Source organism: Gynuella sunshinyii YC6258 (assembly GCF_000940805.1).
In the GTDB taxonomy this organism is placed as follows: domain Bacteria; phylum Pseudomonadota; class Gammaproteobacteria; order Pseudomonadales; family Natronospirillaceae; genus Gynuella; species Gynuella sunshinyii.
Genome location: NZ_CP007142.1, coordinates 2,598,044 through 2,619,049, shown reverse-complemented (window position 1 = coordinate 2,619,049; position 21,006 = coordinate 2,598,044). Strand labels below are relative to the sequence as shown.

Sequence of the window (21,006 nt, the reverse complement as noted above, 5' to 3'; positions counted from 1 at the left end):
CTGGCAAAAGACAAGACCGGCTCGTAATGCCGGCCTGAGAGATCTATTCTTCTTCAGAAAAATTAGCATTGGTATAGACATTCTGGACATCATCAGAGTCTTCCAGCATATCAATCAGCCGAATCACTTTTTCTGACGTTGTCGAGTCTAGATCACTATAGGTAGAAGGCAGCATAGTCACTTCCCCTTCTGGTGCAAATCCCGCTGCCACCAGAGCATCCTTGACCACCAGGAAGTCAGAAGGTTCTGTCTGCACCTCAAAACTACCATCATCATTACCAATCACATCGGTAGCACCGGCCTCCAGCGCCACTTCCATGATAGTTTCCTCATCACCAGACTCGATAAATAACTGACCAGCCTGGGAAAACAGATAGGCAACAGAACCATCCGTTCCCAGGTTACCGCCACATTTGGTGAACGCATGACGAACTTCAGAAACAGTACGATTTCGGTTATCTGACAAGCATTTAACCAACACGGCCACCCCGCCTGGACCATAGCCCTCATACGTGATTTCGTCGTAATTTTCGTCACCCTGAGTACCTGCGCCGCGAGCGATCGCTTTATCTATAGTGTCACGCTTCATATTGGCGGTTAAAGCCTTATCAATAACCGCCCGCAGAGATGGGTTATCTTCTGGAGCCGGACCACCGGTTTTGGCGGCAACGACAATTTCACGAATAATCTTAGTAAATACTTTTCCCCGCTTGGCATCCTGAGCGGCCTTGCGGTGTTTGATGTTGGCCCACTTACTATGACCTGCCATCTTTACCTCCAAAAAAGGGGAACAGAATTCCCCCAGTTCAACTCAAGTTATACAAGTTCATTTTTCCTGCACAGCCTTCTGGCGCAGGCGGATATGAAGATCTTTTAACTGATTGGCATCAACCAGCCCCGGAGCATCAGTCATGACACATGCAGCTGTTTGAGTTTTCGGGAAAGCGATCACTTCACGGATGGAATTTGAGCCCGTCATCAACATAACCAGCCGATCCAATCCAAATGCTAATCCCCCATGCGGCGGTGCACCAAACTTCAATGCATCCAGAAGGAAACCAAACTTCTCTCGCTGCTCTTCAGGACCAATACCCAGAACCTCAAACACCGTCTGTTGCATTTCCTGACTGTGAATACGGATAGATCCACCACCCAATTCAACACCGTTTAAAATCATGTCATAGGCCCGTGACAACGCAACGGCTGGATTCGCCTGCAGTGCTTCGGCACTGCAACTCGGTGCAGTAAAGGGGTGATGACAAGCAGTTAGACTGCCGTCGCTGTCTTCTTCGAACATGGGAAAATCGACAACCCATAGAGGAGACCATTCGCAAGTATAAAGATCTAAATCAGCACCGAGCTTGTTTCTCAAGGCCCCAAGAGATTCATTAACAACTTTCGCCTTATCTGCACCAAAGAAAATAAGATCACCGTTTTCTGCAGCTGTTCGCTCCAAAATAGCCTTACGAACATCCAGAGGCAAAAACTTAACAATTGGCGATTGCAGACCTTCTTCCAGGTCGCCCTTGTCATTTACTTTTATATAAGCCAGCCCTTTAGCCCCATAGATACTGACAAACTTGGTGTAGTCATCAATTTGTTTTCGGGTCAAAGATTGCCCACCGGCTGGCACTTTCAGCGCAGCAACCCGCCCCTTAGGATCATTGGCAGGCCCGGAAAATACTTTAAATTCAACCTCGGTCATGAGATCGCTAACGGTTACCATCTGTAATGGAATCCGCAAATCCGGCTTATCCACACCATACTTTTCAATCGCTTCAGAATATGGCATGACCGGCAATTCGCCCAGCTCCACACTCAGCACATCTTTGAACAGGTTGCGAATCATATTTTCTGTTACAGACATGATTTCCTGTTCAGACATAAAGGAGGTTTCAATATCGATCTGAGTAAATTCCGGCTGACGGTCAGCCCGAAGGTCTTCGTCTCTGAAACACTTGGCGATCTGATAGTAACGGTCAAATCCAGACACCATCAGCAATTGCTTAAATAACTGTGGCGATTGTGGCAGGGCGAAAAAATGATGCTCATGTGTACGAGATGGCACCAGATAATCCCGGGCACCTTCAGGTGTTGCACGAGTGAGAATCGGAGTCTCTATATCCAAAAAGCCCTTTTCCTCAAGATAACGCCGAATATTACCCGTAATTTTTGACCTCAAAATCAGCTTTTGCTGCATTTCAGGGCGGCGCAAATCAATAAAGCGATACTTAAGCCGAACATCCTCACCCACCTGCTGATATTCATCCAGAGGAAAAGGAGGCGTCTGGGCAGCATTTAATACCTGAATCTCCAGGCCCAACATTTCTATCTCACCAGTGGCCATTTCCGAATTGGTTGTTCCTTCCGGCCTACCTCTGACTTTGCCGGTGATCTGAACAACATATTCATTACGAACTCGGTCCGCGACACTAAAGTGCTCTGGATTATCAGGATCAAAAACCACCTGCACGATACCGTTACGGTCTCTCACATCCAGGAAGATCACGCCACCATGATCCCGTCGCCGATGGACCCAGCCACAAATTGTCACTGTCTGGTCAATATGTGTAGCTCTCAAATCGCCACAATACAGGGTTCGCATAACTGTCGATCCTTTAAAACCTGATGATTAAATCTATAGTGAATTTCAACTCAAGAATACCAGCTGAAAAAAGGGTCGGCATTATACTCATAATAAAAACACAATTACACTGAGCATTAAGCCGCAAATATCTGTTAAAACAAGGGTTTTTTACTTGTTCGGGCAAAAGTTTGGATTATACTCCCGCTTCCAGGCCCATGCCGGCACTAGACTTTAGTAATTTTAATTGACAACCCACCCTGTAAGGATCATTTCATGGCTGCAAAAAGACCAACTGCCATTACCGAGCGTTATAACAAAACCCAAATTCTGGCAGAAATCGCTGAAAACACTGGCCTCAGCAAAAAAGATGTAGGTGCGGTATTGGATGAGCTGAATACTCTCATTGAACGCCACATCAAGAAGAAAGCTGTCGGCGAATTCGTATTGCCTGGCATGTTCAAAGTAGTAACCGTAAAAAAACCTGCAGTGAAAGCGCGCAAAGGAATCAACCCATTTACTGGCGAAGAAACCACCTTTAAAGCAAAACCAGCTTCTACAGCGGTTAAGGTCAGACCTCTGAAAAAGCTGAAAGAAATGGCTCTTTAATCTGCCAGTTAAAAAAGCCGGGGCACCGGCTTTATTTTATTCATGAAGTTATTAATCGCTTTTTTTGCACTACTCGCTTTATCTACGATGACCGTAGGTGAAAATACCGATATTGACCCCGGGCTTATCAGCGAGCTGCGTCAGGCTGCCAATTTTAATAAAAGTTTTGATGACCCCTATGTTGCCCAGGTATGGCTGGTCGACATGTCCTCACGGATCAGCCCTTATATAAAAGATCCTAAAGAGCGCATCACCTTTTTAACAGTTGTGCACGAAGAAGCCACCTTGGCAGGACTGTCCCCCGAGCTTGTATTATCTGTAATACACATAGAAAGCCTTTTTAACCGGTACGCCATATCCCGGGTCGGCGCACGAGGGCTCATGCAGGTAATGCCATTTTGGAAAAAAGAGATTGGCCGCGAAGAAGATAATTTATTTGATATGCGTACCAATCTGCGTTACGGGTGTACCATTCTGGCCCACTACATCCAAAAAGAAGATGGCAACATTCAAAGAGGTCTGGCCCGATACAATGGCTCCACCGGTAAAACGTGGTACCCCTCCAAAGTATTGGTTACCTGGGAAAAAAGATATTTTGTAACCGGATAACCCACCATTTGTACACTTCTTTACAGTTTTATATTTGATCGATAAGAATTCGTCTATGATATTTATTATGTGAACCATTTCACAGGCAGTATGTGTCGCACACTGAAAAATAGGCGTTTTTATGAGCTTTAATGATTTACGTTTGAACTTACCTCAGGCGTTTACCCCCCTGAGCGGTGAACAGGAACACAGGATGTCCATTCACCTGGTGGACACACTCTGCACTGACACGCTATGCGTAGAAGGTAGCATACCTAGAGAACTGTTATACACTCTCAACCGTTGCGAGGTAGATAGCAATACTCGACTGCAACTGTCCGCCAAAACCATTGAACTGTTCATTTCCAACAAAACCCCGATCAAAAACTCTCTGACATCAGATTATTACAGCCAATTGGTTACCGAGATATCTAACGCCTGTAAATGGCTACTCAATAACAACAGTTCTATTCCAACAGACCACATAGCCAATCTCTATCATCGGGCAATTTATATGATAGGCGAAGAGATAAAGCAGTATTATGAGCAGTATGCCCCCGCACCCAATCATTTATGGGGTCAAATTCACCGCCTGTTCGAGCATGCCCAACTGCACCGGTTCGACCATCAAATAGATGAAGCGCTCAACTGCTCACTAATCAATACCTACAAACGCCTTGTCTTGCTGGCTATCGCCGGGCCATATCAATTCAGTCAACAAGAAAGTGAAGATCTTAACCTATGGCTTAATTCTTATGCGGGACTCATTGAATTCAGCCATCAGATTGGTCAGAACCTTAATCCCGAACATTACTATATCGACCTCGCCAGAGATGCATCCATACTTGGTTATCAACAAGTCGAATCCAAAGGATTAACCGAATTTTCAATCTTGGCAGTCAACCCTTTGCCGGTTTACGAACAGCTAAAGAAAGACCTGAAATCAATCAGACAAGGGAACATGGCGCAGGTCAAAGGCCTCTCTGATCACGATCCGATAAGCTGCTTTCTACTATTAAAAAAAGCACTTGCGATATGGAGCAAATCAACATCCCGAAAAACAGAGCGCATATCGTGCCAAAAAACTGCTGAGGTAGTTTTTGGACTACACAACATTCATGGCAAATTGAGGCACAAATACAATAGCAGCTCAACCAAACAGGGAACTGTCACCAACGACAGCCTGCAGGGAGCCTGTATTCAATTACCACTGACTGAAGCCTCCAAGATCAGCGTTGGCGACCTTATTAATTATGAGCTGAAAGAGAACGAGAACACATATCGGTATTTGGCTATTGTCAGATGGGTCCAGCGCCAATCCAACCAGTTTATACTTGGCATTGAGTTCATTAATGGAAAAGCTCAGCCCGTATCAGTTAAAAGCGGTGGCCAGCAAATCGAAGCAATATTAATCAGTTTTGCATCCGAAGACTCTCTGGTGACCGACTCTGGTGTCTATAGGAATGGCTCGATAGTCAAAGTCAAACTGCCAAACCAGTCCTTCACACTTAACGCTTACTCCGGCCCGCTTATCAGCCGTCACAGTGGTGTTGATCATTTCAGGATCCGTCGCGCCAGTGCTTACCAGCAAACCATTCCTGCAGCCGCGAGTGGCTAACCCTTTTTTCTGATCTTTTCTAAAGAAAAATTAAAAGCTTCTCGGGCATGTTTTCAACATGCCCGAGAAGCTTTTTTGCCTTTTTTTGAGTACTTCATGACCAACATTATTCAAAAACTTCATTTTTACACAAATAAAATGGTTTAAGTGGCCACTTATTGCTTCAGGTCATTTGCAAAAAAAAAACGTTTTACTCATACTTTCGCCCGTTTTCGAACCCCTTCTCATAAAATATTAATAAACAAAAACCTCGACGGAAGCTGATCTATGAGTCATACAACCTCTGCAACAGAACAGCCGCAATACGAAATGGACGTGGTGAAATGGTTTTCCATCATGACCGTTGTTTGGGGCATTGTCGGCATGAGTGTCGGTGTATTGATTGCTGCGCAATTAATATGGCCTGATGCCCTGACCTGGGGACCATACCTCCATTTTGGGAGACTACGTCCTCTTCACACGAATGCAGTTATTTTTGCATTTGGTGGATGTGCACTGTTTGCAACTTCTTATTACACGGTGCAACGCACCTGCCAAACACGCCTTGCCCTACCTGGACTGGCTTGGTTTACCTTTTGGGGCTGGCAACTGGTCATTTTGTCTGCCGCAATCACTCTTCCTCTCGGTTATACCAGTTCGAAAGAATATGCTGAGCTGGAATGGCCGATCGACATCCTGATCACTATCGTGTGGCTGTCTTACTTGGCTGTTTTTGTTATGACTCTCAGAGCCAGAAAAACATCCCATATATATGTGGGAAACTGGTTCTACCTGGCATTTATTATTACGGTTGCGCTACTGCATACCGTTAACAATGCAGAGTTACCGGTTAGTTGGTTCAAATCCTACTCTGCTTACGCGGGCACCATGGATGCTATGGTTCAGTGGTGGTATGGCCATAACGCTGTAGGCTTCTTCCTGACAGCTGGTTTCCTGGGCATGATGTATTATTTTGTTCCCAAACAAGCCGAAAGACCGGTTTATTCTTATCGCCTTTCCATTGTTCACTTCTGGGCTTTGATTGGTGTTTATATGTGGGCTGGTGGTCACCACCTGCATTACTCTGCTTTGCCTGACTGGGCTCAAAGTCTTGGCATGGTGATGTCTTTGATCCTGTTGGCCCCATCCTGGGGTGGCATGATTAACGGCATGATGACCTTGTCAGGTGCCTGGCATAAGTTGAGAACCGATCCCATTTTAAGATTTTTGGTTGTATCTCTGTCGTTTTATGGCATGTCGACCTTTGAAGGTCCGATGATGTCCATCAAAACCGTCAACGCACTTTCCCACAATACAGACTGGACAATTGGTCACGTTCACTCTGGTGCTCTGGGTTGGGTTGCAATGATTTCCATTGGCTCTGTCTATCACATGATGCCAAAACTGTTCGGTGTGCGTGAGATGTATCGTTCTTCCCTTGTAAACCTGCATTTCTGGTTAGCTACTATTGGTGTTGTTTTTTACATCTGCGCCATGTGGGTCAACGGCATTATGCAAGGCCTCTTCTGGCGTGCAGTTAATGAAGACGGAACGTTGATGTACAGCTTTGTTCAGAGCGTTGAAGCCAGCCGTCCCGGATATATAGTCCGTGTAATCGGTGGTGCAATATTCCTTCTGGGCATGTTAGTAATGGCCTATAACGTCTGGAAAACTGCGCAGATGACCAAAGAGTCTGATGCTGACCCAGTTCCTCAGACAGCCTAAGGAGAAGTGATATGCAACATGAATTTGTCGAAAAAAACCTCGGCCTGATGACCTTGTTTGTACTGATTGCTATCAGCTTCGGCGGTCTGATTGAGATTGTGCCTTTGTTTTTCATCAAAGATACAACCCAACCAGTTGCAGGGCTCAAGCCTTACACTGCAGTTGAACTCGAAGGTCGCGATATTTACATTCGCGAAGGCTGCAACGTCTGTCACACCCAAATGGTTCGTCCTTTGCGTGCAGAAGTTGAGCGTTATGGACCCTATTCTCAGGCTGGTGAATTCGTTTATGACCATCCGTTCCTGTGGGGATCAAAACGGACAGGACCTGATCTGCAAAGAGTCGGTGAACGTTATTCAGATGAATGGCATAAAGCCCATCTCTGGAACCCAAGAGATGTTGTTCCAGAATCTATCATGCCAGCTTTCCCGTGGTTATTTGAGAACACCCTGAACGGTGAAAAAACAGCCGCAAAAATGAAGGCTATGAAAATATTGGGGGTTCCTTATACGGAAGCTGACATTGCAGATGCTAAAAATGCGGTTGCAGGTGTCACAGAGGTAGATGCTCTGGTCGCCTATCTCCAAAGCCTCGGAACGGCGATTCCACGGTAGAGTCCTATGGATATTAACGATTTAAGAGGACTGGCTACGGTGACAACGATGATTGGCTTCATCGCTGTGGTGGTATGGGCGTACAGCAGCAAACGAAAGTCCAGCTTTGACGAAGCCGCTAATCTGCCATTCGCAGATGAACCCGAGTCAGCCAAAAAAAATACGGAGAAACAAGATAATGAGTAGTTTCTGGCACTGGTATATCTGGATCATTGCAATCGGCTCAATCGGCTTACTTTTCTGGCTGATTAGTGCTACACGAAAAGTCACCGGCGCGACTGGTGAAGATGAGATTCTAGACCATTCATACGATGGTATTCAGGAGTATAACAATCCCCTGCCGGCCTGGTGGCTATATATGTTCTGGGGAGCCATGGTATATGGACTTGGTTACTATGCTTACTTTGGGCTTGGGAACTGGCACGGTTTTTCTGGCTGGACTTCACACAAGCAGCTGGAGCAGGAAATTGCAGTTCATGACAAAAAATACGGGGACATTTTTGACCGTTATGCAGCCATGAGCATCGAAGATCTGCAGAATGAGCCTCGAGCTCTGCAAATGGGTAAGCGCATATTCCTGAACAACTGTGCACTCTGTCATGGTAGTGCAGCCACCGGTGGTTATGGCTTCCCGAACCTTACCGACAATGACTGGTTGTACAATGATACAGATAACAGTATCAGTCAGACCATTCATAAGACAGTGTCAGCTGGTCGTCGTGGTCAAATGCCTGCCTGGGGTCAAGCTCTCGGTACTGCTGGCGTGAACGCTGTTGCCAACTATGTTCTGAGCCTGTCCGACAATGAACACGATCAAACGTTAGCAACTCAAGGGAAAGCTCTGTTCATGACATCCTGTGTTGCTTGTCATGGGGTCGACGGCAAAGGCAATCAGGTGCTTGGCGCACCAGACCTGACCGACAACGTGTGGTTATATCGCAACGACAGTGAATCTCTGCTCAACAATATCAAGCTCACCATCAACAACGGTCGAGCTGGTAACATGCCTGCCTGGAATAGTATTTTAGGTTCTGCTAAAGTACAACTGGTCTCAGCTTACGTCTACAGCTTAAGCCACTAAAAAGTTCTGTGGAAACCAGCTTCGCCTGGTTTCCACTTTGTTAAGTGGTCCAATTCGTTCACGGTCTATTTAACAAAGTGGAAACACTGCATCTTTAAAAATTCAGGTAGCTCAGTTCTATGTCGGAAAAAATTAAACTTCAAGATGTCACTCCGAAAAGCGAGTCGTACGATCTTTACCAAGCTCACGAAAAGATATATATCCGTCGAGTCAAAGGTTTGTTCCGGTCACTGCGCTTTTTCGGTGGTATTTTTCTGTTTTCCTTATACTTTGGCTCTCCATGGCTGAACTGGGACGGCCGACAGGCGATCTGGTTTGACCTGCCTTCACGCAAATTCTACATTCTGGGTATTACCTTCTGGCCACAGGATTTTATGCTCCTGTCGTGGTTGCTGATTATTGCTGCTTTTTCTTTGTTTTTTATAACCGTCTATGCCGGTCGGGTCTGGTGTGGTTATACCTGTCCACAAAGCGTCTGGACATGGATTTTCATGTGGTTTGAAGAAAAAACTGAAGGGCAACGTAATCGTCGTATTAAACTTGATGCTCAACCTATTAGTATAGAAAAGATCCTTCGTAAAACAGCGAAACATGCCTCCTGGCTCATGGTGGCATTCTGGACCGGTTTCACGTTTGTCGGATATTTCTCTCCAATCCGTACTCTGACTATGGATCTTGCAACATTTGCCATCAGCGGCTGGTCCCTGTTTTGGACCCTGTTTTTTACAGTGGCCACTTACTTGAATGCCGGCTGGATGCGTGAGCAAGTTTGTATCTATATGTGTCCATATGCTCGCTTCCAATCCGTCATGTTTGATAAAGATACCTTGATCGTGTCTTACGACCCTAAACGCGGTGAGACACGGGGTAGTCGCAAGCGCGGAGTCGACCCCAAAGAACTGGGTCTTGGTGACTGCATAGATTGCGACCTGTGTGTTCAGGTTTGCCCAACCGGTATCGATATCCGGGATGGCCTTCAATATGAATGTATCAGTTGTGCCGCCTGTATTGATGCCTGTGACTCAGTCATGGATAAGATGGGCTATGAAAAAGGGCTGATACGTTATACAACAGAACATAACCTGTCAGGAGAAAAGACCAACCCTGTTCGCCCAAGACTCTTGGGTTATGGTGCTGCACTGATTGTGATGATGTCCTTGTTTAGTTACACCATCGCAACTCGGATTCCACTTGCAATGGATATCATTCGTGATCGCGGGGCACTACACAGAATGACTCCCAACGGACTGGTCGAAAACACCTATCAGGTTAAGGTTATGAATATGGCTGAAGAGCGGCGTAATTTTGTTCTGACCGTTAAGGGCCCTGATTCTCTTAAGATTGTTAACAACGCATCCATTTCACTGGATTCAGGTGAAAGCATCGACCTTCCACTCCGTTTGGTCGCTTCGCCTAAAGCATTAACCACTCCAAGTCAGGCAATTTTCTTTACTTTGACAGATAAAAGTGATGACAACGTTAAAGTAACCACGGAAAGTCGCTTTTTTGGACCAGCGGACTTTAAACATTGAGTATGACAATGAATCGTGATTCTGCACCATGGTATAAGCAGGTTTGGTTGTGGCTAGTTCTGGCACCTCTTATTGTGGTCATTTGTGCCAGCTTCCTGATGCTCTATCTAGCGATCAGTAGCAACGATGGAGTTGTGGTTGATAATTTTTATAAAGATGGTCTGGCCATTAAAGTCAGGGAACAACAGGACGAATACGCTACCAGCCGAAATATTCAAGCTCGAATGAGCCTGGAAAATCAAATCATCAGACTCAGTTTATCGGGCAACCTTGATACTCTGCCTGCGCAGCTCAGCCTGCAGATTATTTTTCCAACTCAGGCGTCGAAAGATGTCAATATTGTTTTAACCAATAGCGGTGGTATCTACACAGGAGCCCTCTCTGAGGCAGTTTCCGGACGCAGGTTATTGCAGATACAACCTGCTGACGAGAATAACCATTTAAATGACTTCTGGCGCCTGCACGGCGAAGCAGTATTTCCGTTAAATGAACAGGTATTCCTCAAACCGAAGTCATAGTGTTTATGACAGATAGACCAGATGAGGTTTGTTTTCACTGTGGCCTGCCCAATGCAACAAACCAATTTCGCGCGACCGTATTAAACGAAGAGCGTTGTTTTTGTTGTGCCGGGTGTATGGCAGCGGCATTGGCCATAGCCGGCTGTGGCTTGGACCAATTTTACAAGTTTCGGGAAAATGCCAGCGAGAACCCCGAAACTTTTAGACGTCGCCATACCAGCCAATACAAAAGTTATGACGATCCTGATATCCAGGATGATTTCGTTGACCGGACTGACCCAACCCATGCCTCTTTTACCCTTGCCATTGAAGGAATAAGCTGTGCTGCTTGTGTCTGGCTGATCGAAAAACGATTACTACAACTTGAGGGCATTCATCAGGCCAATTTGAACCTGACCAATCACCAGTTGCGCATAGAAATCGATCTTACCGCGCGAAAACTCTCACAAGTGTTTGTAGAACTTCATCATTTGGGGTATCGGGGAAAACCTTATCAACCCAGCCAACAAGTCAGCATCATTGACAGAACCCAGAAAGACTTTCTTGTACGAATAGGCATAGCGGGTATCGGAATGATGCAAGTCATGATGAATACTTTCGCGATCTATTTGGGGCAAATAGACTGGCAATTTGAGAACCTGCTTCGTTGGACCAGCCTTATTCTGACTCTACCAGTGTTCTTCTATTCTGCTTTTCCGTTTTATCAGGCTGCCCTGAGAGACTTGAAAAGCAGGCATCTGGGCATGGATGTTCCGGTATCGCTTGCCATCATACTGGCTTTCGTTCCAAGCGTGTGGGCAACGTTCACTCAAACAGGCGAAACCTATTATGAGTCTGTTACCATGTTTACATTTTTTCTGCTGCTGGGACGTTTCCTCGAATTCAGGGCCAGACAACATCTTGCCGTCAGCAGTAATTCTATCGACGATCTGGTACCAGCAACCGCTCATGTTGTCAAAGAGGATCAACTACTGGAAATCCCCAGTAAAAAGTTGACCGTAAACGACATCATTGAAATTTTACCGGGAGAATCAGCACCTGCCGATGGATCCATCATCTCTGGCCAGGCAGCAATTGATGAATCCATGATCACAGGCGAATTTGATCCAGTACATAAGCAGCCCGGAGATCACATACTTGCCGGATCAACCAATACCGAAGGAGTTATACGCGTCCAGGTATCACACGCGCCCAGCTCATCATCCATCAGTCTGATGGTTCGCCTGCTAAACCGTATGGAAGCGGAAAAACCTCGTATAGCGGAAATTGCAGATCAGGGAGCCAGTACATTTGTTTTGGTAATTCTCGCTCTTTCAATATTCACTGGAATAGGCTGGTATTTCGTCGATTCGGAAAGAGCATTCTGGATAGCATTATCTGTTCTGGTTGTCACCTGCCCTTGTGCCCTGTCCCTTGCCACGCCTGTTGCGTTAACGGCCTCCAGCGCCAATTTACGTACAGAGGGAATAATCGCAACAAGAGGACATGCATTACCTGCTCTGGCAGGGGTTTCTGAAGTCGTATTTGATAAAACAGGGACACTGACCAACGGGCAGTTTGATGTTGTCCAAGTAAAGTCACTCAGCAACCAATGGAACGAACATCAAATACTGATTACCTGCGCAGCTCTGGAAGCTCACAGCGAGCACCCTGTTGCCGTCGCCTTCAAACCGTTCATAGGTTCACTACAGGTGAGGAATATCTCTGTTCACACCTCTGAAGGTATTGAAGGGTTTGTCGATTCACATCAATATCGCCTGGGCAAGCCCGAATGGATTCGCCCCGGCATCACCAGACCGGGAAACGGCCATTGGTTATTGCTCAGCTCTGCTGATACCGATATTGCATGGATTGAAGTCGCTGATCAGTTACGGCCAGATGCTATGATGGCCGTGCAGGCTCTCAAGCAAAAGACCCTGCTGACAACTCACATGCTCACGGGGGACAGAACTGAAAGAGCCCGGCAAATCAATGATGTTTTACGGCTCGACCATGTTGCTGCAGAGCAAAGTCCACATACGAAAGTACAATATATAGAGGCGATTGAGCATCCGGTACTGATGATTGGCGATGGACTCAATGATACTTTGTCCTTAAGCCGTGCAGATGTATCCATTGCCATGGCCAGTGCAACCGAACTGACCAAACAAACTGCTGATATTTTGCTGCTGAACAACCAGTTGGCTAAAATTCCGATGGCCATTATCCTGGCCCGAAAAACCCAACGCATCATCCGCCAGAATCTGGCTTGGGGACTAATCTACAACCTTATTGCATTACCACTCGCCATGACTGGGCTTATCAGTCCGTGGATGGCTGCCGTAGGCATGTCTTTTAGTTCGCTTCTGGTAGTATTAAATGCTCTCAGACTGACTCGAAAAGTACAGATATAACATGCAGATTCTATATTTACTGATACCACTATCTCTTTTGTTACTGGGTACAGCTCTCGCAGGCTTGGTCTGGGCCGTCCGAAAAGGACAGTATGATGACCTCGACAGTCCAGCACATAAAATTCTTTATGACGACGATCTGGACAAAATGCCGCAGAAGAAAGATTCAAATAAACATGATTGAACAATTACTACCCGCATTCTTATTGGGTCTTCTGGGAGCCGGTCACTGTGTCGCCATGTGTGGAGGGATTGCCACGGCATTAGGGCTCAACGCGCCAGGTCACCTCGGATATAGCCTGCTCTATCAAGTGGGGCGCATCAGCAGCTACATGGTAATAGGTTTGATCTTTGCGTTATTTGCCAGTCTCATTCCACAATCTTTTATTTTCTACCTGCGGCTACTGGCAGCATTATTGTTGCTGGGAATGGCACTGTATCTGTCTGGGGTCTGGAATGCACTGGCTGGTGTGGAGCGCTTGGGTAAGGTGTTATGGTCATTGATACAACCTTTGGCGACCAAAATAAAACGTCCTAATTCAATGATCATGGCATTCGTGGCTGGTGTTATTTGGGGCTGGTTGCCCTGCGGTATGATCTACTCAGCCCTGGGTCTGGCCAGTTTGTCAGCAAATCCTCTCTACGGCGCACTGACCATGCTGGCATTCGGGCTTGGCACATTTCCGGCCATGGCCGGACTCACAATTTTCAGCCAATCCGTGATTAAACTGATCTCCCACAGAATCACCCGGATTTTCAGTGCATTATTGATCTTTTTCCTGGCGATATGGACCGCTTATTCTGCAGTAGAGGCCGTTATTTCATGAACAATTACATTTTTGGTTATGGCAGTCTGATTTGCGCAGACAGCCGTGCACGCACTGGCATCACAGGCAATGCAATCCCTGCGACCGTTAAAGGAATTAAACGTGGCTGGTACGTTTCTGTACCACAGGCAATGCACACTGCGGTAGGAGCTGTTCAGGACGACATTTCTGAATGTAATGGCGTGATATTTCCAGTAGATACAGAAAACCTGGCCAAATTTGATGAGCGGGAACAGGGGTACGGACGAATTGCATTGGAAACAAGTCGCATTACCGCTGAGCATCAACTCCCTGACCACGCAATCGTCTGGACCTATGTCGGTCACCAAACCAGATCACCATCATCAGAATATCCGATAACCCAAAGTTATCTGGATGTCATTCTTAAAGGCTGCTTTTCCTGGGACGAAGCGTTTGCAATAGAGTTTATTAAGACAACCAGTCACTGGGGCAATCTTATTAATGATAGGTCTGCCCCTCGCTACCCAAGAGCGATAGAAAGTGACACTCATTATCACCTGCATGACGCGTTTTTGATGCAGCACCTACCCGACTGTATTCAGCAGCGTAAAAATATCTGACACTTTTTAGAAGAGTTGGAACAAATCCTATCTTCAGTTGCGATCAAAGTCGTCAATTACACCTAAAACAAACATCCTGCACGTATTTTTAGTGACTAAATACGCTAACAATTAAATGAGAGCCAACTAAAAGATCTAATACCTTTCATAGATTTTGCTAGCGTAATTTATAAGTACTTTTATTGACGGATAATGTAAATAGTCTTTAGTTTCGGTGTCTATAGACCGATATAGTGAATATTGACTGAAGACCATTTACTTCATTTTTTTGGTGAAATATATGGGTATCTGTGCAAGCGAATTAAAAAACTGCGTTATTAAACCGACCCTGGAATATTTTGGAGTCTGGAATGAAGCGCATGAAACTCTGCTGATTGCCACCGCCGCCACAGAATCAGATCTTGGATATCATTTACGTTGTAATTCTGACCAGGGCTATGGTCTTTTTAATATCACAGAGCAGGAACATAACAATATTTGGGACAATTATCTGGCACAGACACCAGATTTGGCCAGTAAAGTCAGAGGTTTGGCTGGTCAGAGAAGCTTTCTCGAACAACCTCATCTCGAACTATCCACCAATCTGGCTTATTCCACCGCAATTGCATGGTTTATGTATGAAAGCTCAGGGATCTCTGTACCCGCGAAAAACGATGTCATAAGAATGGCCGAATACTGGTGTAAATATTTTCATCCCAGCCGGGAGTTTCACGACAAAGTCAAGTTTGTGCATTTTTTACAGGCCTGGTTAAAACAAGACTCCATGGCGGCTTGATTTACAAGCTCTGAGGAAAATGGTAGAACGCGCGTTCGTTTTTTATCCATATTCCAATCCTGCCTCAAACCATGCAAACACTCAGTAAAAAAGACAAAACAGAATTTAACAAATTACAAAAGCGCCTGCGCCGGGAAGTCGGAAAAGCGATTGCTGACTACAATATGATCGAAGATGGCGACAAGGTCATGGTGTGTTTGTCAGGAGGTAAGGATTCCTACACCATGCTGGATATTCTTCTGGGGCTACAGAAAAGTGCACCTGTAAATTTTGAGTTGGTAGCCGTTAATCTTGATCAGAAACAACCCGGTTTCCCTGAGCATGTACTCCCTGAATACTTGCAGTCTCTCAACGTGCCTTATCATATTTTGGAACGGGATACGTATAGCATTGTCCAGGATATGGTACCGGAAGGAAAAACCACCTGCGGAATTTGCTCCCGTTTGCGACGGGGAACTCTGTATGCCTTTGCAGAACAGATCCAGGCAAACAAAGTGGCTCTGGGTCACCATCGGGATGATATTATCGAAACCCTGTTCCTTAACATGTTTTACGGTGGAAAGCTCAAGGCAATGCCCCCTAAGCTGCTGGCGGATTCAGGACGTAATATTCTGATACGCCCTATGGCCTATTGCCAGGAGGAGGATATCGCACGATATGCTGAAATCAAGGAGTTCCCGATCATTCCATGTAACCTTTGTGGTTCGCAGGATAACCTCCAACGACAGGCGATCAAACAGATGTTAAAAGGCTGGGAAAAGCAGCAACCAGGGCGCAGTGAAATTATCTTCAGAGCAATCCAGAATGTCGCCCCCTCACAATTAGCGGATACCCGCCTGTTCGATTTTAATGCTCTGAGCATTAACGGTATTGCATCATTGAGTATTGATGATGACGGGCCACTGAGCCCGATGAAACAGACTCAGGTTGAAAGCTGGGAACCGGGAACCATGAACTAATCAACTGCGACAAAGTGCATGTGAAAAAAAAGTCATGATATTAGTCAATATACTTGCATGATCTGAATCAAGTTCCATAATGTGATGAAAAATCTTGTCAGGAAAATTTTCTATGGTTAGTACTGCCCACTGCGATACCTGCAGCCTGCATCCTCTCTGCCTGCCTATTGGTTTACAGGACAACGATCTCGATAAACTGGAAAAAATTATCCGTCGTGGCCGTCCCATCCAAAAAGGCGATCATCTGTTCAGACAGGGTGAGCCATTTACATCAGTGTATGCTGTACGTACGGGAACCCTGAAAACTTACACGTTAACCAACGATGGTGAAGAACAGATCACCGGTTTTCATCTGGCCAGCGAACTGGTTGGATTAAGTAACTTTGATACTCAACTGTACACCTGTTCAGCAAAGGCACTGGAAACTACCAACGTCTGTGAAATTCCTTTTGAGAGCCTGGATGATCTGAGTGCGGAACTACCTGCCCTTAGACGCCAGTTGTTGCGGACTATGGGCAAAGAAATCCGTGATGACCAGCAGATGATGCTGTTGTTATCAAAGAAAAGTGCAGAAGAACGTATTGCCTCTTTTTTATTAAATCTGGCATCCAGATTCAAACGTCGCGGCTTTTCTGACAAAACCTTTCGTTTATCCATGTCCCGCGCCGATATGGCTAACTACCTGGGTCTGGCGGTCGAAACAGTGAGCCGGGTGTTTACGCGTTTTCAGAAGCAGGATTTAATCGAAATTACAGGTAACGCGAAGGAAATCTCCCTGTTGGATCAAAAAGCACTCTGGGATCTTGCAGCACTGAGTGAAACAGAACGTTGCGAACTGGATATTATTGTCTCCAGTATGGGCTGATCCGTATCAACTTTTGGTATTGATTTTTTAATTACACTCGTCCTACATGCATATGTATGGAGAGTGTAATTATGTATATAGATCAGATCATTTTCGCGGGAATAGGAACAGTAGGCCTCGTAGTACTGATTACTGGAGGTATTTTCTATTTCATGTATCGCGATGCCCACAAGAATAAAGATAAACACTAAACAGCAGGGGCGTTATTGGTCCAAAACTCATAGCGCCTTTATTTCTTAACCAGACGAATATTTTCCCGATGCCTCTCGATCATCCAACCTGCAATGCTCAGGTTAGGCGCGTATTTTGGAAGGTCTTCAATGTGAAACCAGCGAGCATCCACAATCTCATGTTCCTGAATTTGAATATCACCTGATTCGTACTCAGCCTCATATCCAAGCATCAGTTGATGCGGAAAGGGCCAGGTCTGACTGTTTAAATAGCGAATGTTTTTTACTCTCACACCGACTTCTTCAAGAATCTCCCTGTATACAGCCTGTTCCGCTGATTCCCCTGCCTCCACAAATCCCGCGAGCGTTGAATACATTCCTGAATCTTTGTGGCGCACACCATTAGCCAGCAATACTTCTTCCCCACGATACACCAACACGATGACGCAAGGCGATATCCTGGGATAAGCAGTCAACCCGCAATAGTCACAATGAGCTCCGGGTTCATGATCGAAGTATCGGGTTCTATGACCGCAACGTCCACAAAACCGATGGTCCTGCCGCCAGGTATGCAGTTGAACAGCCCGACTGACCATCGCAAATGCCTGCTCATTCTGTTGGGCAACATCACGAACGGTAACAACTCCCCAACCTTCAGGCAGCTCATAACTTTCATCCAACCAACCTGCAAACCAGGGAACATCCTGCAGGGAGGCAATATAACCAACACTGTCAACCTCAATATTCAAAATATCCTGTGCCTGCAAAACCAAGTCACCGGAAGCAGGTACAATCAGATTTCCCCCCTGAAACAAAAGAATATTACCTGCCGCCAAATCATGTTTTTCTTGAAAATCAATTGACCAATAAGTCTCATCCAGTTGATACAGCATCTTTTCTCAGTTCCAGTTTCACCATACATACACCATCGTCCTGACAAACCTGCTCAAAACCACAGTGACGCGCCAGCCTTAACATAGGCTCATTGTCACTCATGATTTCAGCAACGATAGCAATCGCTTTTTCATTTTCACTGTACCGGATCATACGCTGCATCAATTGCGAACCAAACCCTTTCCCCTGCATTTCTGGATCGACCATAACGGCAAATTCGATCTCATTGGTATTGACATCTTTCCAGGTCCGCACTTCTCCCCAAATGCGCTGATACTGATCAACCGCGACGAATGCCATTTCTCTGTCATAATCAATCTGACACATCGCAGCGAGCTCACGATGTTCGAAATTCAAGCGACTGCCAAAAAAGCGAAAGCGCAAAGCTTCCGCAGTCATACGTTCGAAAAACAGTTTCAATTCTGCTTCATCTTCTGCTCGTATAGGCCTCAGCACCAGCTCCTGCCCATCTTTTAAAATCAAAGATTCTTCCAAATGAATAGGATAAGGCACGATTGGGGATGGAAAGGACTTGCCCAGATTGATTGCAACTCCCAAGACCAGCAAAGAGTGGTCCGGTAGCAACAGCAGGTTAGCTTCCAAACCTTCAATTTCCGGGTGATCAATGGCAATCTGACTAACGGCCATAAGTGCTGTACTCAGCTCTTCGATATCTTTTTCCGGATTATCGGATCTTTCACTTAATACAGAATATGCATGACTACGATAAATCAACTTGCGGGTGTGGTTAGAATTCAACGGCGGTAAACCAAAGCGCCGATCAGCCAATATATCTGCTGTGGAGCCTCCCTCCCCAAACACCACAAGAGGACCGACCAGTGAATCCCGGGTCAGCCCCATTGAGAACACCAGCGAATCCATTTTTCGCCTCATCGGCTGAACACCAAAACCCAGTACTTTACTGCCAGGAAACAGCTTTTTTTGATCAGACAACAATTGCTGGGTAGCACCTTTAAGCTCATTGAAGTCATTGATCGATATGACTACCCCACGCCATCGGGTTCTGGGATTGTCATCATAGGCAAATGGATAACAATAAGCCTCATGAACCAGTCTTAGGGAAACGGGATAAGCCTGATCGGGTTCAGCAAACAGCTGCTGCTGAGAGGTATAAAAATTCGAACCGACCAGATTAAAACCATATATCTCGAGTACTGTCCTGGCCTCAACCCAGGTCAGATATTTGCGGTTCTTCTGCTTAACAGAAAGAATCAGTGACGCAACAGTTGCTTTATTGGATGCCTGAATACTAAACGACTGGGGTGGAGTCTCACGAAGACTGGTCTGATTCCGTTCATGATGAACCATAATCATAAACGCTTCGACGGCCTCAGAGGGGGAATCAAAATTTAGCAGGTTGTGACGATCAAACAACTCCCGAGCCTCACGGACAGATTCGATCCCCAACCAACACGTTAGCACCATATGCCGGCTCGATTTAATCAGCGGTACCAGACTTTCGGCTAATCGCATGGGGTGGCTTCTGTGATTCGGAGTCACTACCAGCATTATCGCTCCCAGCCCTTTCACCTTATCAACCATCTGCAACAGGCTCCGATATCCTTCGGTCGACGTGTTTGGAGCAACCACCATTGGATTAAAACCGATTTCGTCCTGATACCAGGTGATATCTTTGAGAGCATCTTTGATGCTGGACATATCCGCAAGCTGACCATTGAGCTGTACCAGACGATTCAGAGCCAGCATTGAAGTACCAAGCCCATTGGAAATAATAGCCAGGGATTCAAAGAACAGCGGCTTCATGCGGTTGAGAATCTCAAACCCGTTAAACAGGCCATCCATAGATTCTGCTTCAAGTACCCCTGCACGCCGGAAAAACCGATAGTCCACCCGATCACGGCTTTTTAAACCGGCAGGCACTGGATCCTTCAACCCACTTCGAATGGCCAGTACTTTCTTGGTCCGGGATGCGGCTCTCAATGCAGTCATCAGCCTACGGGCATCAGGTAAGGTTTCGATATTCAGCAGAATCGATTTAACCCGCCGATCAGCCGCCAGATAATCCACAATATCCGCAATTTCTACGTCAGCTGCGGCCCCGACAGTAATAAAATGGGAAAAACCGATACCGCGACCAACCGCCCAGTCCAATAATGCACTCCCCATCGCTGCTGATTGACCCACAAACGCAGTTGTTCCAACTGAGGGAAACAGATGCGCAAAAGAAGCATTTATTTTCAGCGCAGGAATCATCACCCCCATTGAATTCGGACCGATTATGCGGATACCTAACTTAATGGCCAGGTCTCTGATCCCCTGGTTAGCCGCTCTTGTTGCGCCTTTTTGGCGACTGATACCGCCTGTCAGCAGGACTGCTGAACGAATTTTTTTCTTAGCAATCTGTTTCAATACTTTGGCAATGTTTTCAGCTGGCAGACATATAATTGCCAGATCGATCGGTTGCTTGATCTTGGCAAGACTCTGATAGCAAGGAACACCAAATACCTGGGTATATGGTTTCAGGTTTATAGCAATCAGCGTTTTATCGTAGCCTGCAGCCACGATATTTTTCATTACCAGAGCCCCCATGCTGCCCTCGCGCTCTGAAGCACCAAATACAACAATACTGTCGGGGTTAAAGAATGTTGCTAAAGCTGACATGATCACCGACCTTTCGCTAGTTCAGAATCATTAGTATTTAAGGCATAGTCT

The 21,006-nt window shown here is 46.0% G+C and carries 21 protein-coding genes; 17 read left to right on the top strand and 4 right to left on the bottom strand.

Going from position 1 to position 21,006, the window contains the following annotated elements:
- Positions 1-43: 43 nt before the first annotated feature.
- Both YC6258_RS11470 and aspS read right to left on the bottom strand, forming a co-directional pair.
- Positions 44-769 carry a YebC/PmpR family DNA-binding transcriptional regulator gene (locus YC6258_RS11470; RefSeq protein WP_044617116.1) on the bottom strand — a complete coding sequence of 242 codons (726 nt, stop codon included), beginning with the start codon at positions 767-769 and terminating at the stop codon, positions 44-46.
- Between the two features lie 57 nt (positions 770-826).
- A complete protein-coding gene (aspS, locus tag YC6258_RS11465; protein WP_044617115.1) occupies positions 827-2,605 on the bottom strand; it encodes an aspartate--tRNA ligase in 1,779 nt (592 codons plus the stop codon).
- Between the two features lie 255 nt (positions 2,606-2,860).
- Here aspS and YC6258_RS11460 point away from each other — a divergent pair, with 255 nt between their 5' ends.
- From YC6258_RS11460 to ccoM, 17 genes are all read left to right on the top strand, one after another.
- The gene (locus tag YC6258_RS11460) at positions 2,861-3,193 is read left to right on the top strand and encodes an HU family DNA-binding protein (RefSeq protein WP_082070661.1); all 333 of its coding nucleotides are present in this window, start codon (positions 2,861-2,863) and stop codon (positions 3,191-3,193) included.
- Positions 3,194-3,235: 42 nt separating this feature from the next.
- Positions 3,236-3,802, top strand: a complete 567-nt coding sequence (locus tag YC6258_RS11455) for a lytic transglycosylase domain-containing protein (RefSeq protein ID WP_082070660.1) — start codon at positions 3,236-3,238, stop codon at positions 3,800-3,802.
- A gap of 493 nt (positions 3,803-4,295) precedes the next feature.
- Positions 4,296-5,399 (top strand): PilZ domain-containing protein, encoded by a 1,104-nt coding sequence (locus YC6258_RS11450; RefSeq protein WP_144407616.1) that lies wholly within the window; start codon positions 4,296-4,298, stop codon positions 5,397-5,399.
- Between the two features lie 267 nt (positions 5,400-5,666).
- Positions 5,667-7,103: a cytochrome-c oxidase, cbb3-type subunit I gene (gene ccoN, locus YC6258_RS11445; protein ID WP_044617112.1), complete on the top strand. Its 1,437-nt coding sequence runs from the start codon at positions 5,667-5,669 to the stop codon at positions 7,101-7,103.
- A gap of 11 nt (positions 7,104-7,114) precedes the next feature.
- On the top strand, positions 7,115-7,717 hold the full coding sequence (gene ccoO / locus YC6258_RS11440) for a cytochrome-c oxidase, cbb3-type subunit II (protein WP_044617111.1): 603 nt from the start codon (positions 7,115-7,117) through the stop codon (positions 7,715-7,717).
- 6 nt (positions 7,718-7,723) lie between these two features.
- Positions 7,724-7,903, top strand: a complete 180-nt coding sequence (locus YC6258_RS11435) for a CcoQ/FixQ family Cbb3-type cytochrome c oxidase assembly chaperone (RefSeq protein ID WP_044617110.1) — start codon at positions 7,724-7,726, stop codon at positions 7,901-7,903.
- Positions 7,896-8,798: a cytochrome-c oxidase, cbb3-type subunit III gene (gene ccoP, locus YC6258_RS11430; protein WP_044617109.1), complete on the top strand. Its 903-nt coding sequence runs from the start codon at positions 7,896-7,898 to the stop codon at positions 8,796-8,798. Before YC6258_RS11435 ends, ccoP begins: the two co-directional genes overlap by 8 nt.
- A 119-nt stretch (positions 8,799-8,917) precedes the next feature.
- Positions 8,918-10,330 (top strand): cytochrome c oxidase accessory protein CcoG, encoded by a 1,413-nt coding sequence (gene ccoG, locus YC6258_RS11425; RefSeq protein WP_044617108.1) that lies wholly within the window; start codon positions 8,918-8,920, stop codon positions 10,328-10,330.
- Between the two features lie 8 nt (positions 10,331-10,338).
- Positions 10,339-10,848, top strand: coding sequence for a FixH family protein (locus YC6258_RS11420; RefSeq protein ID WP_044617107.1), 510 nt, complete (start codon positions 10,339-10,341; stop codon positions 10,846-10,848).
- A gap of 5 nt (positions 10,849-10,853) precedes the next feature.
- Complete coding sequence (locus tag YC6258_RS11415) at positions 10,854-13,241, top strand: heavy metal translocating P-type ATPase (protein ID WP_044617106.1); 2,388 nt, start codon at positions 10,854-10,856, stop codon at positions 13,239-13,241.
- A gap of 1 nt (position 13,242) precedes the next feature.
- On the top strand, positions 13,243-13,425 hold the full coding sequence (ccoS, locus tag YC6258_RS11410; RefSeq protein ID WP_044617105.1) for a cbb3-type cytochrome oxidase assembly protein CcoS: 183 nt from the start codon (positions 13,243-13,245) through the stop codon (positions 13,423-13,425).
- Positions 13,418-14,068: a sulfite exporter TauE/SafE family protein gene (locus YC6258_RS11405; RefSeq protein WP_044617104.1), complete on the top strand. Its 651-nt coding sequence runs from the start codon at positions 13,418-13,420 to the stop codon at positions 14,066-14,068. The genes ccoS and YC6258_RS11405 overlap by 8 nt, the downstream gene beginning before the upstream one ends.
- A complete protein-coding gene (locus YC6258_RS11400) occupies positions 14,065-14,649 on the top strand; it encodes a gamma-glutamylcyclotransferase family protein (RefSeq protein WP_044617103.1) in 585 nt (194 codons plus the stop codon). The genes YC6258_RS11405 and YC6258_RS11400 overlap by 4 nt, the downstream gene beginning before the upstream one ends.
- 280 nt (positions 14,650-14,929) lie before the next feature.
- A complete protein-coding gene (locus YC6258_RS11395) occupies positions 14,930-15,424 on the top strand; it encodes a hypothetical protein (protein WP_044617102.1) in 495 nt (164 codons plus the stop codon).
- Positions 15,425-15,495: 71 nt separating this feature from the next.
- On the top strand, positions 15,496-16,383 hold the full coding sequence (gene ttcA, locus YC6258_RS11390; protein WP_044617101.1) for a tRNA 2-thiocytidine(32) synthetase TtcA: 888 nt from the start codon (positions 15,496-15,498) through the stop codon (positions 16,381-16,383).
- Positions 16,384-16,495: 112 nt separating this feature from the next.
- On the top strand, positions 16,496-17,248 hold the full coding sequence (gene fnr, locus YC6258_RS11385) for a fumarate/nitrate reduction transcriptional regulator Fnr (RefSeq protein ID WP_044617100.1): 753 nt from the start codon (positions 16,496-16,498) through the stop codon (positions 17,246-17,248).
- Positions 17,249-17,304: 56 nt separating this feature from the next.
- Positions 17,305-17,439, top strand: a complete 135-nt coding sequence (ccoM, locus tag YC6258_RS31240; protein WP_342670652.1) for a cytochrome c oxidase subunit CcoM — start codon at positions 17,305-17,307, stop codon at positions 17,437-17,439.
- Positions 17,440-17,477: 38 nt separating this feature from the next.
- Here the strand turns inward: ccoM and nudC are convergent, their stop codons facing one another.
- Both nudC and YC6258_RS11370 read right to left on the bottom strand, forming a co-directional pair.
- Complete coding sequence (gene nudC, locus YC6258_RS11375) at positions 17,478-18,311, bottom strand: NAD(+) diphosphatase (RefSeq protein WP_052830221.1); 834 nt, start codon at positions 18,309-18,311, stop codon at positions 17,478-17,480.
- Positions 18,292-20,955 carry a bifunctional acetate--CoA ligase family protein/GNAT family N-acetyltransferase gene (locus YC6258_RS11370; RefSeq protein ID WP_044617098.1) on the bottom strand — a complete coding sequence of 888 codons (2,664 nt, stop codon included), beginning with the start codon at positions 20,953-20,955 and terminating at the stop codon, positions 18,292-18,294. The genes nudC and YC6258_RS11370 overlap by 20 nt, the downstream gene beginning before the upstream one ends.
- Positions 20,956-21,006: the final 51 nt, after the last annotated feature.